This window comes from Agrobacterium sp. DKPNP3 (genome assembly GCF_052686535.1).
The window spans coordinates 39087-50041 of the sequence record NZ_JBQYSN010000028.1; the positions used below are offsets into that span (position 1 = coordinate 39087).

A 10955-nucleotide genomic window follows, 5' to 3' on the forward strand; every position below is an offset into this window, starting at 1 on the left:
TCGGCGAAAAGATGAAGCCTTATGCAGCGCAGACGGCAACTGCGCTGCAAAGAGGCGCAGTTGCCGTCGAAATGAGCAGCAGTTGCAGTTGTTCGACGCCGATGCTGCGTCAGATTTTTTCTCCTGCCCTCACCAAATCGTCCATAACGCTGCGAACGGCGGATTCGGCGATGGCGATGATCTCGTCCACCTCCGCCTTTGTTGTCACCAGGGGTGGTGCGAAGCCCAGAATATCGCCATGTGGCATGGCCCGCGCAATGAGGCCGCCATTGCGTGCTGCCTTCGAAACGCGTGCGCCAACCGCAAGACCCGGTGCAAAACGTGTCTTCTTTTCCCGGTCCGCCACGAATTCGATAGCGCCCATCAGGCCCACGCCACGCACTTCGCCGACGATTGGAAGCTGTGCGAACTTCGCCTTCAACTGCTCTTGAAAATAGCTGCCGACGGCCCGCGCGTTGCCGGGCAGATCTTCCTTTTCGACAATGTCGAGCACGGCATTTGCGGCCGCCGCGCCGATCGGGTGGCCGGAATAGGTATAGCCGTGCGAGAAGGCGCCGACGCGATCAGCGCCGTCCTCCATCACCTTGTAGACTTTTTCCCCAACGATGGCGCCTGAGAGCGGGAAATAGGCCGAAGTCAGACCCTTGGCGACGGTGATAAGGTCCGGTTCGATGCCGTAGTGCTGACAACCGAACATGGAGCCCGTGCGACCAAAGCCGGTGATGACCTCGTCGGCGATCAACAGGACATCATATTTTTTGAGAACATCCTGTATCGCCGGCCAATAGCCTTCCGGCGGTGGCGTGATGCCGCCCGTACCGAGCACCGGTTCGGCAATGAAAGCGCCGATCGTGTCGGGGCCTTCGCGCAGAATGAGCTCTTCCAGTTCGTCGGCGCGCCGTTTTGAGAATTCCAGCTCGGTTTCACCGGCTTCAGCGCCCCAATAATGGTGGGGGACGCCGGTATGCAGCACGCCAGCGCGCGGCAGGTCCATGTGGTCATGATAAAAGCTCATGCCGGTCATGGAGCCGGAAACCACGCTGCAGCCGTGATATCCACGCTCGCGGGAAATGATCTTCTTCTTCTCCGGCTTGCCGCGCAGGTTGTTGTAATACCAGACGAGTTTGGCCTGGGTCTCGTTGGCGTCCGAGCCCGACATGCCGTAAAACACCTTGCTCATCTTGCCGGGAGCCATCTTCACCAGCCGGTCTGAAAGCATCGCCAGTTCGTCTGTCGTGTGGGCGGCGTAGGAGTGATAGTAGGCGAGCCGATAGGCCTGACGGGAAATGGCTTCCGCCACCTCGGTGCGACCATAGCCGACATTGACGCAATAAAGCCCGGCAAAGCCATCGATCAACTGCTTGCCATCCGCGTCCTGAATGCGGATGCCCTTACCGGTTTCAACGATGGTCGGTTCCCCGAGCTTGCCGCTGGCGAAGTCCTTCAGCTGCGTGAAGGGATGCAGAACCGCATTTCGATCCATTTCCGCGATATTTTTGATGTCGATGGTCATAGGCGGGTTCCTTTCAGGCAGCCAGATTGCCGAAGCAGACATATTTGGGTTCGAGATATTCCAAGAGGCCGTGACGCGAGCCCTCGCGGCCAAGGCCGGATTGTTTCCAGCCGCCGAAGGGGATCGGCGCGCCGGTAAATTTCGGTGTGTTGACGGCAACCATGCCGTATTCCAGCTGGTCGGTCAGGCGCATCGCCCGGCCGAGATCGTTGGTGTAAAGATAGGCAGCAAGGCCCATCTCCGTCGCATTGGCGCGTCTCACGACCTCCCGCTCATCATCAAAGGGCAGGATGGCGGCCACCGGCCCGAAGGTCTCCTCGCGCGCGATCAGCATCTCGTCCGTCACATCGGCGAGCACGGTGGGAGTGACGAAATTGCCCCCGAGCGGACTGTCCTGGCCGCCGCAGACGAGGCGTGCACCGGCAGAAAGTGCCTGCGCGATCTGCTGACGGCACTTTTCGGCGACGGACGGTCGTGTCATTGGCCCGATGTCGATGCCAGGCTCAAGACCATGGCCAACGGTCAGTCTTGAAGTCGCGTCGGCAAACCGCTCAATGAAGCGGTCATAAAGCCCGCGTTGAACATAGATGCGATTTGCCGCAAGGCAGTCCTGTCCCGATGTGGCGAATTTGGCTGCGAGGCAGCCCTTCACGGTCTGGGACAGGTCCGCATCGGCGAAGACGATGAAGGGAGCGTGGCCGCCAAGTTCCAGCGATGCTTTCTTGATAGTCGCCGCCGATTGCGTGAGGAGGAGCCGTCCCACCTCCGTCGAGCCGGTGAAGGAAAATGCCCTTACCTCCGTATGCTCCAGCAGGCGGCGCGCAAGTGGTGCGGCTTCTCCCGGCAAAACCTGCAATACGCCGGCCGGCATGCCCGCGTCCTGCGCGAGCTTCGCCAGGGCCAGTGCCGAAAGCGGTGTTTCAGGCGCGGGTTTGACAATCATCGTGCAGCCGGCAGCAAGGGCGGCGCCCGCCTTGCGAGCGATCATGGCCGAGGGGAAGTTCCAGGGGGTGATGGCCACCGTCACGCCGATCGGCTGCATCCGCACGGAAAGATTACCACCTTTGAGGTGGCTCGGAATTGTTTCGCCGTAGGATCTCTCACCTTCGCTCGCAAACCAGTCGAGAAAGGCGGCAGCGTAGGAAATTTCGCCGAGCGATTCAGAGTGCGGCTTTCCCTGCTCGGCAGTGATGATTACCGCTAAATCGCCGGCGTTGGCGCGCATTAGCCGGCCCCATGCCCGCAGAATGTCACCGCGTTCGCCCGGCAGCATGTCCCGCCACGTCGCAAACGCCCTGCCAGCTGCTTCCACGGCAACCTCGACGTCATCTTCGGTGCAGGCGCAAACATCGAGCAGAGGCTCGCCATTTGCCGGATCGGTGACGAGAAGCGTTTCCCGCCGTCCTATCCATTGCCCATCCAGCAACGCGCGATGCTCAACGAGGTCTGGCCTTTTCAGGCTTCTAAGCGCAACGCCGGCGATGGCTTTCATGGGCAGGCTCCTTTTCCGTTGCGGGAAGCTTACCGGCAAGGCATCATTGATCGGCAGCGTTTCTGTATGCCTTGGTGCAGGAATAATGCTCTTTATGGGGTGAAGACGCAGGAATTGTGCATGACCGATATCGATAGAGCCGACCGGGCGTTGCTCGAAGCCGTTCAGAAGAACAACCGTCTGACCTCGGAGGAGTTGGCAAAGATCGTCAACCTCTCGCCAACCGCGTGCCAGCGGCGCCTCAAACGCCTGCGTGAAGAGGGGGTGATCGAGGCAGATGTCGCCATCGTCTCGCCGAAGGCGGTGGGCCGCGGCATTACCATGATCGTACTCGTTTCACTCGAGCGCGAGCGCGCCGATATCGTCGATCGCTTCAAGGCGGCTATCCGCGCGACCCGCGAAGTCATGATCGGTTATTACGTCACGGGCGACGCGGATTTCATTCTGGTCATCACCGCCAAGGACATGGAGGACTACGAGGCTTTCACCCGCCGGTTTTTTTATGAGAACCACGATATCAAGGGCTTCAAGACCATGGTCGTCATGGATCGTGTAAAGGCCGGATTTTCCTTTCCGATCGAGGTTTGACGACTTGCGGTTCACAAGTCTCGCTACCAGATGTCCGGGATTGCTAAAAAGGCCCGATGAATGTTTCCTGAAACCTCTCTCCCCATCCAGACCGGGCGGCTGACCCTCCGCCCTTTCCAGTTTGCGGATTTCGATGCCTATGCCGAGTATCATAAGCGCAGCGACGTCTATCGATTCCTCTATTCTTCGCCGCCATCGGCCGAAGCTTTGGAAGCGCAGTTTTCAAAAGCCCTTTCGACTGCTTTCGAGAAGGACGGAGACACGCTGCGACTTGCTGTTGTGCGCGATGCGGATTCCGCACTCGTTGGTGAGGTTCTTCTGAAGATTGCCAGCCTGAGCGCGCTGCAGGCCGAAATCGGCTATATCTTCAACCCGGCATTTTCCGGACAAGGCTATGCTACGGAAGCAGTGAGAGCGATGATCACGCTCGGCTTCGAGACGCTCGGTTACCACCGCATTTTTGCACGACTTGATGCCTTGAATCATGGATCGATCGGTGTCGTTGAGCGTTTGGGCATGCGCAAGGAAGCGCATCTCATCGAGAACGATCGGTTCGACGGTTTATGGGGTGACGAGTTCATCTATGCGGTGTTGAACAGAGAGTGGGCATCCACTTCGTGATCAGTTGCAGGGTGGCCTTAAGGTCGCCCGTTTTAAGGAAGTCGCGCGTGTCCCGTCTCATCTTGATCCTCGGGGATCAATTGTCGCCTTCGATTTCCTCGCTTGATGGCGTTGATAAAGAGCAAGATACGCTACTGCTTTGTGAGGTGATGGCAGAGGCGACCTATGTCGGTCACCACAAGAAGAAGATTGCATTCATCTTCTCAGCGATGCGGCACTTCGCCGAAGAATTGCGCGAAGCAGGCTATCGGGTGCGCTACACGACTATCGATGATGAAGACAATGCGGGCTCCTTTACCGGCGAAGTCAGACGAGCGGTAACCGCCATCGATCCATTGGCAATTTGCGTGACCGAGGCCGGCGAATGGCGCGTCAAGTCCGAACTCGAGAGTTTAGAGGGTGCCGTCGGCGTGCCGGTCGAAATCAGGCCGGATACGCGGTTTCTCGCTACGCAGGACGAGTTTCGAGACTGGGCCGAAGGTCGAAAAAGCCTGACGATGGAGTATTTCTACCGCGAGATGCGGCGAAAGACAGGTTTGTTGATGCAGGGTGACGAGCCTGTCGGCGGGCGCTGGAATTTCGACGCGGAGAACCGAAATCCGGCAAAGCCAGACCTACTGAGGCCCAAACATCTGGTCGTAGAGCCGGATGAGATCACCAAAGAGGTCCTTGGAACAGTCGAGGCCCTGTTTTCGAAAAACTTCGGCACGTTGAAAAATTTCGGTTTCGCCGTGACGCGCAAGGATGCGGAGCGCGTCATGACGTCCTTTATCGAGGATTTTCTTCCGAACTTCGGCGCGACGCAGGACGCCATGCTGCAGGACGATCCCTATCTCAATCACTCTCTCCTGTCGTTCTACATCAATTCTGGCCTGCTCGACGCCTTGGACGTCTGCAAGGCTGCCGAGCGCGCGTATCATGAGGGCGCAGCACCGCTAAACGCCGTCGAAGGTTTCATCCGCCAGATCATCGGCTGGCGGGAATATATGCGCGGCATTTACTGGTTTGCAGGACCGGACTATGTCGAAAGGAATTTCTTTGGCAACGAGAGGCCGCTGCCGGGATTTTACTGGACGGGCAAGACGCACATGAATTGCATGGCGACCGTGATCAGGGAAACCATGGAAAATGCTTATGCGCATCATATTCAGCGCCTGATGATCACAGGCAATTTTGCGCTGCTGGCCGGCATTGATCCGAAGGCCGTTCATCAATGGTATCTGGAGGTTTACGCAGATGCCTATGAATGGGTCGAACTGCCTAATGTGGTCGGCATGAGCCAGTTCGCCGATGGCGGGTTTCTGGGCACGAAACCCTACGCTGCCAGCGGAAACTACATCAATCGCATGTCTGACTATTGCGGCACCTGCCGCTACGATCCGAAAGAGCGTCTGGGGGAGAATGCCTGTCCGTTCAATGCGCTTTATTGGGATTTTCTCGCTCGCAACCGGGACAAGCTGAAATCGAACCATCGTCTCGCGCAGCCCTATGCCAGCTGGGCCCGCATGAGCGAGGATGTGCGCCATGATCTCAGGGCGAAAGCAGCGAGCTTCCTTGCCAGGCTGAGCTGACACCGCGCCGGAAGCGGCGGGCGATATTAGCTCAGGCCCGGTAATTCCATTCTTTACCAGCCATAGCTGAACGTGAGGCCGCTGCCGTTGTCGCCATCCTGCACCACATTGGTGTCGGTATTCCGACCATATTGAAAGATGCCATAGGCATTGTTGTTGCCGTTCTGCTGCAGCGTTGCCGAATGGCCATTTCCGCGTTGACGGATAAAACCAAGGTTGCCACCACCATTCTGGGCGATGCCCGCTGCATTACCACGACCGAGCTGTTTGATGTCGGCGTTCTTGAAGTTTCGATAGAGGGAGTAGGCCCGGATTCCTGTCGAGAGGAGGTCGCCGTTCGGCCCATCGGTTGGTGCAAGGTCGAAGGAGATGCTGCCGCCGGCATGGGCGGGCGTGGAAAGCAGGGCCGGCGCGAGGCCGCCGGCAAGCAGGGTAACGGCCATGATTTTCAACATGTTGCGAGCCATTGTTATCTCCATCTGTGAGCGGCTTGTCGATGGTCCGACTATTGCATTGTCTAACTGAACCCGACTGGAACCGGCCGTTCAGATGTCGTTCAGCGCTCGGTGGCGACAACACGAAAAGGACGCCGAAGCCGGCGTCCTTTTTTGGTCATATTTTGGCGATGACTGACTAATAGCCGCCGCCCGTGCTGTTGCACGTGAAGGTCTTGCCATCGATTGTAAGATCCAGCACCGCTTTGTAACGCGATCCCGCGGCATCGAGCATCACTGAACTCAACAACTGCGAGCCTCCTGCTGCGGCGCGGAAATCACCGCCTTGACTGATGAGGGAACTCCCGCCGCTGCCTGATTTTTCAATGCGGAACGTGTAGGTGCCTGTTTCCTTGGGGTCTGCGTTGGCGAAAGCCTGCAGCTTCACCATGCCCGTCTGCGGCGTCGCCTTGATGGCGCAGATTTTATCGGCTGCGGGCTCCTTTGCTGTCGAGATTGCCGCAAGGGCGCCGACGGGGAGCATTGCGAGCGCAATGACTGCTGCCAGCGGGCTTGTACGTCTGACGCGATGGGGCATGGTAGTCTCCCTGATGAGCGGGTGTTTTGATCTCGACCATTTTGACGTCGCTGCGGCTGCCGTTACGGGCACGCCTGCACAAAAGCAGCCACATTGTCATTGCCGCCCTGGGCCACATTGGCGCTGCAGCCACGGCCTACCTGCACACCCGCCGCGATATTTCCATTGCCGTCCTGCGTCAGGATGGTGGTGTGATTGGAACCGAACTGGCCGATACCAGCCACGTTGCGGTTACCCGTCTGATAGGTGGAGCCGTAGTTGTCATGGCCTTCCTGCCCGACGGCGGAAAGATTGTGACGACCGTATTGATGGCCGGTAATTCTGTTGTAGCCGCCATTCTGATAGGTGCGGATGCGGTTGCCATAACCTTCCTGCGCGCCGCCCGCCGAGTTGGACCAGCCGTATTGTTCGATGCGCACATCGTTGGCCATGACGGGAGACGTGGCGGTAATGCCAACGAGAGCGGAAAGTGCGATTGCAACAAAAGACGTACGGATCATGACTGTCTCCTCAGGCGGATGGGACCGCGGTTGAACGTCTTTGTTGTAGACGGTCCCATCGGAATGGAAGCTGAAGAGACTATTCAGTCGCAGTTCATGCGCTGGTGCCGGCAGGGTGGGGTTGCCGAATGCGCAGGTTTCAGACCAGGGCCAGAATGCGCGCCGGTCCACCCGTTCCGCCACGATGCTTTGGTGCGCCGACAACGATGGTCGCGCCCTTGATCGGCAGAGCCTCGAGATTATTCAGGCCCTCTATACCGTAGCGCCCGGCAGGCAGCCAGGAATTGTGAACGGCGAAATCCGCGGAGTTGCCTGGATCGAGCGAGAGGGTGTCGACACCGATCGCAACCGCGTCGTGCTTCAACAGAAGATCGGTTGCCGATTTTCCGAAACCGGGGAACGCAAATTTTCCGGCATCGTCGGTTCTAAAGGCGGGGCTTTTCACCTTGGTCGCCCACCCGGAGCGCAGAGCGACGACCGCGCCTACGGGAATATCACCGTTGGCGGATATCCAGCGCTCTATATCCTCAGCCTCGATCGTGGCGTTGGCATCCTCTTTCGCGCGGTCGGTAATGTCGATGATCGCCAGCGGCGCTACGAGCTTTTGTGGCTCCAACTGGTCGACACTCGCGCCGTCCGCGCTGAAGTGAAACGGTGCATCGATGTGCGTGCCGGTGTGCTCATAGATGGTGAGTTTGTGGAGCTGGTATCCGTCCTTGGCAATATCGGCGGCCCACTCGAACGCGATGCCCGGTTTTCCGTCAAATGTTGGAAATTCCGAATCATATGTGTGGGTCAGATCGACGACCTGCCTCGGTGCCTGGGCGAGCGCCGGGGCAGCAACGCTGCCCGCCGCAACCGCTGCGACACCGGCCGCCGCACCCTTGAAGAGCAGGCGTCGCGAAAGCATGTTCTGTTTCACATTTTCGATCACGCAATGATTGCACATGCCTCGGTCCCTCGTTGAGAACTATTCCCCGCTGGAGAGGGTAGCGCAAACGGGACGTGAAGCAAGGCGGGAAGGTTGCTGATTTTCGACCCGTGTTTACATCGCGGTTTCGGCGAGCCGCCGTCCATAAGCGGCAATGGACCTGCCCACCGGCAGGCGGGCTCTCTGATAGTGTGAGAGGGCGCCGGGCAGATCCTCGATTTGCCGCAGGGCATCGCGCAGCGCCATTGCGTCGCCTGCGGCCTTGGAAACGCCCATGGCCGTGTGAGGGCGAACGACAAAGGCGGCATCTCCCACCAGTGCGATACGCTGCGACACCATCTGTTCGGCCTCATAGTCAAAAATACCCTGGATGGATGGGGTTTCCTCCGCTTCAACCGCGAGCGCCAATTGCGGCGGCAGATGCGAAAAGGCGTCTTCGCGCAATTGCTTTCGGCGGTTCTCCGACAGTTCGCCGCGCGGCAAGGAATGTTGGAAAAGCCTGCCGTTACGGCCGGTGAAGGCTCGGGCAAGGTCATCCGCCGCTGTCGGACGATACCAGACCCAGTTGTAGCGGCGCTCTCCCTGCCGCGTTTCGCCACGTGGCCCCGGTACAAGATAACCGAGAACATGAACTCCGGGCGCGATGTAGAAGGCGAAACGGTCCAGCAGCAGGGCTGCATCGGCAGGCAATTTCGTTTCGGGGATCAGTCCGCGCCAGGCGACATAGCCTGCATAGGCATTTTCCGAATGACGGTTGACGGCACTTCGGACTGCCGAACCCAAACCATCCGCGCCGATTACCAGATCGGCACGTTCGTCCGTGCCGTCGGCGAATGACAATATCACCCCTTCGGGACCTTCCCGAACCGCATTGACATGATGGCCGAGACGGTAGGTGTCGGTAAGGAGGCGCGAGGACACGCGCTCAAAGAGGTAGTCCCACGACATTTGCATCTGCGGCGTGTTTTGGCGCTGGGCCACGCGGCCACCGGCATCGAGGTAGATGCGTTCCTTCGCGACCACACCGACATGGGCGACGTCTTCGCAGCCGATCTGGCCGAGAACCTCAAACAGCTCCTGCTGAGGCACCAGTCCCGCGCCACGCCCGGCGAGGCCGGAGGATGAGCGTTCGTATAGTCTCACATCGTGCCCGTCCTCCTGAAGCAATATCGCCGTAAAGAGGCCGGCAAGCGAGCCGCCAGCGATCCGGATTGTCAATGGTTTCATGGCCCGTTCCTATCTTTCGAGTTTTGTATTCGTAAGGAATGACCGGCGGATCGGGTCTGCCGAAACGCCGGTCGATTTCTTCAGCCGGGCATGATCGCTGGTTGGTTGGCGGGGAATTTCGCCACATCCTCAATGCTGACGTTCAGATGCTGCGCCACCAGCGCCGGCGGGGTGTGCGTCAGCCAGGACGACAGGCTGACCTCCTGGTATTCGGCAGCCTTGAAGACCGCGACGAATTGCAGATCGGTCTTCCCGGTGTTTTCGATGATGTGGCCTTGGCTTCTTTTCACGTAACCAATATCGCCGGCACGGAAATCGGCGGTCTGGCTGCGTGGCCCCGCGTCGAACACGGTCATCCGGCCTTCACCCTTGATCCAGTATTGCCATTCGTCCGCATTGGGGTGCCAGTGCATTTCACGCACGCCGCCCGGCTTGATGGTTTCGATGGCGGCGGCAATGGTTTTGGAAACGGTGAAGGCGCTGCTATCCGCAAGGCGAATGACGCCGGCTGCGTTTTCCTTCAGTGGTTTTGATGTCCCGAGTTTGTAGGTGAAGGGGAAAGGAGGGAGACCAGCTCCGGCAACGGCTTCCTGATCCCTGGAGAGCGGTCCCGGCTCCTTGCCCTGAAAAATCCATAGATTCTGCAGCGGAATGTTGCGGAAGACGTCCGGCGCGACCCCGAAATTCTTGGCCAGCAGTTCAGGTGAGGTATGTGCCAGCCAGTCGGTCAGCAGCAAGGTGCCGTATTCGGACTGGTCGCCTTCATCGAATACGATGACGAACTCGCATCCGTCAGGGCCGATCCCTTGCAGCGAATGGGGATAGCCGGCCGGAAAATACCAGAGATCGCCGGCCTCGACGTCCTGCACATAGGCGCGACCCTGCGTATCGAGCACAGTGATACGGCAACGCCCGTTGGTCATGATTGCCCATTCTGCGGCGCGGTGCCAGTGCATCTCGCGAATGCCACCCGGTCCCAGCCGCATGTTGACGCCCGAGACGGCATCCGAAATCGCGAAGTCCGACTTGGTCACCTGGCGGGCCCAGCCGCCGTTCTGGATACGTTTGGCGGCGTTGTTGAACGAGCCCCAGAAAAGCTGCATGTCGCCGACATCGGTCGCCGGTGGGCTCTGGAAAGACGGAAACTGGTCGTTGATCGCAGGGTTCTTCGGGCCGGGATCGCTGAGGCCGGCGGCATTGGCATTGATTGCTCCCTCGGCAGGCAGATCGGGATTGCCGAACGATGCTGCTCCGGCCGTGCTGGCGGCAAGGGCGGTGCCGCCGACGGCGCCGATTGCGAGGACTGCGCGTCTGGTCAACGTTTCCATTTCAGAACTCCTTGTTCATGGCGAGTTGGGAGGAGGTATCGATAGGGTGGGGTTGCGATGCGAGCTGGAGCACCGCGATGCGGTCGATCAGCTCGGCATTGAAGAGGCGGTGTTGCAACTGACAAAAGGCTCTGGGATCGAACGTGTCGTGC

At 59.1% G+C, this 10955-nt stretch carries 11 protein-coding genes; 3 read left to right on the forward strand and 8 right to left on the reverse strand.

Features of this window, described 5'->3' with window-relative positions; genetic code table 11:
- Positions 1 to 109 precede the first annotated feature (109 nt).
- Both ACUTJJ_RS10430 and ACUTJJ_RS10435 read right to left on the reverse strand, forming a co-directional pair.
- Positions 110 to 1513 (reverse strand): aspartate aminotransferase family protein, encoded by a 1404-nt coding sequence (locus tag ACUTJJ_RS10430; protein ID WP_445542076.1) that lies wholly within the window; start codon positions 1511 to 1513, stop codon positions 110 to 112.
- A gap of 13 nt (positions 1514 to 1526) precedes the next feature.
- The gene (locus ACUTJJ_RS10435) at positions 1527 to 3005 is read right to left on the reverse strand and encodes an NAD-dependent succinate-semialdehyde dehydrogenase (RefSeq protein ID WP_445542077.1); all 1479 of its coding nucleotides are present in this window, start codon (positions 3003 to 3005) and stop codon (positions 1527 to 1529) included.
- A gap of 120 nt (positions 3006 to 3125) precedes the next feature.
- Here ACUTJJ_RS10435 and ACUTJJ_RS10440 point away from each other — a divergent pair, with 120 nt between their 5' ends.
- Genes ACUTJJ_RS10440 through phrB form a run of 3 tightly spaced genes read left to right on the forward strand, consistent with a single transcriptional unit; the run spans position 3126 to position 5785 of the window.
- On the forward strand, positions 3126 to 3593 hold the full coding sequence (locus ACUTJJ_RS10440) for an Lrp/AsnC family transcriptional regulator (RefSeq protein ID WP_386909971.1): 468 nt from the start codon (positions 3126 to 3128) through the stop codon (positions 3591 to 3593).
- Between the two features lie 60 nt (positions 3594 to 3653).
- Positions 3654 to 4214 carry a GNAT family N-acetyltransferase gene (locus ACUTJJ_RS10445; protein ID WP_445542078.1) on the forward strand — a complete coding sequence of 187 codons (561 nt, stop codon included), beginning with the start codon at positions 3654 to 3656 and terminating at the stop codon, positions 4212 to 4214.
- A gap of 47 nt (positions 4215 to 4261) precedes the next feature.
- A complete protein-coding gene (gene phrB, locus ACUTJJ_RS10450; protein WP_445542079.1) occupies positions 4262 to 5785 on the forward strand; it encodes a (6-4)DNA photolyase in 1524 nt (507 codons plus the stop codon).
- Between the two features lie 53 nt (positions 5786 to 5838).
- Here phrB and ACUTJJ_RS10455 read toward each other — a convergent pair whose 3' ends face one another.
- The 6 genes from ACUTJJ_RS10455 to ACUTJJ_RS10480 form a co-directional block, all read right to left on the reverse strand.
- Complete coding sequence (locus ACUTJJ_RS10455) at positions 5839 to 6252, reverse strand: curlin (protein WP_445542080.1); 414 nt, start codon at positions 6250 to 6252, stop codon at positions 5839 to 5841.
- Between the two features lie 166 nt (positions 6253 to 6418).
- Positions 6419 to 6817, reverse strand: coding sequence for a curli-like amyloid fiber formation chaperone CsgH (gene csgH / locus ACUTJJ_RS10460; protein WP_445542081.1), 399 nt, complete (start codon positions 6815 to 6817; stop codon positions 6419 to 6421).
- A gap of 62 nt (positions 6818 to 6879) precedes the next feature.
- On the reverse strand, positions 6880 to 7317 hold the full coding sequence (locus tag ACUTJJ_RS10465; protein WP_063951815.1) for a curlin: 438 nt from the start codon (positions 7315 to 7317) through the stop codon (positions 6880 to 6882).
- 139 nt (positions 7318 to 7456) lie between these two features.
- Complete coding sequence (locus tag ACUTJJ_RS10470; RefSeq protein ID WP_445542082.1) at positions 7457 to 8266, reverse strand: cyclase family protein; 810 nt, start codon at positions 8264 to 8266, stop codon at positions 7457 to 7459.
- 96 nt (positions 8267 to 8362) lie between these two features.
- On the reverse strand, positions 8363 to 9475 hold the full coding sequence (locus ACUTJJ_RS10475) for an FAD binding domain-containing protein (RefSeq protein ID WP_445542083.1): 1113 nt from the start codon (positions 9473 to 9475) through the stop codon (positions 8363 to 8365).
- 80 nt (positions 9476 to 9555) lie between these two features.
- On the reverse strand, positions 9556 to 10803 hold the full coding sequence (locus ACUTJJ_RS10480; RefSeq protein ID WP_445542084.1) for an oxalate decarboxylase family bicupin: 1248 nt from the start codon (positions 10801 to 10803) through the stop codon (positions 9556 to 9558).
- Positions 10804 to 10955 lie beyond the last annotated feature (152 nt).

Coding starts and splice junctions, on each gene's coding strand:
- ACUTJJ_RS10430 (WP_445542076.1), bottom strand. CDS start 1,513: ATGACCATCGACATCAAAAATATCGCGGAAATGGATCGAAATGCGGTT.
- ACUTJJ_RS10435 (WP_445542077.1), bottom strand. CDS start 3,005: ATGAAAGCCATCGCCGGCGTTGCGCTTAGAAGCCTGAAAAGGCCAGAC.
- ACUTJJ_RS10440 (WP_386909971.1), top strand. CDS start 3,126: ATGACCGATATCGATAGAGCCGACCGGGCGTTGCTCGAAGCCGTTCAG.
- ACUTJJ_RS10445 (WP_445542078.1), top strand. CDS start 3,654: ATGTTTCCTGAAACCTCTCTCCCCATCCAGACCGGGCGGCTGACCCTC.
- ACUTJJ_RS10455 (WP_445542080.1), bottom strand. CDS start 6,252: ATGGCTCGCAACATGTTGAAAATCATGGCCGTTACCCTGCTTGCCGGC.
- csgH (WP_445542081.1), bottom strand. CDS start 6,817: ATGCCCCATCGCGTCAGACGTACAAGCCCGCTGGCAGCAGTCATTGCG.
- ACUTJJ_RS10465 (WP_063951815.1), bottom strand. CDS start 7,317: ATGATCCGTACGTCTTTTGTTGCAATCGCACTTTCCGCTCTCGTTGGC.
- ACUTJJ_RS10470 (WP_445542082.1), bottom strand. CDS start 8,266: ATGTGCAATCATTGCGTGATCGAAAATGTGAAACAGAACATGCTTTCG.
- ACUTJJ_RS10475 (WP_445542083.1), bottom strand. CDS start 9,475: ATGAAACCATTGACAATCCGGATCGCTGGCGGCTCGCTTGCCGGCCTC.
- ACUTJJ_RS10480 (WP_445542084.1), bottom strand. CDS start 10,803: ATGGAAACGTTGACCAGACGCGCAGTCCTCGCAATCGGCGCCGTCGGC.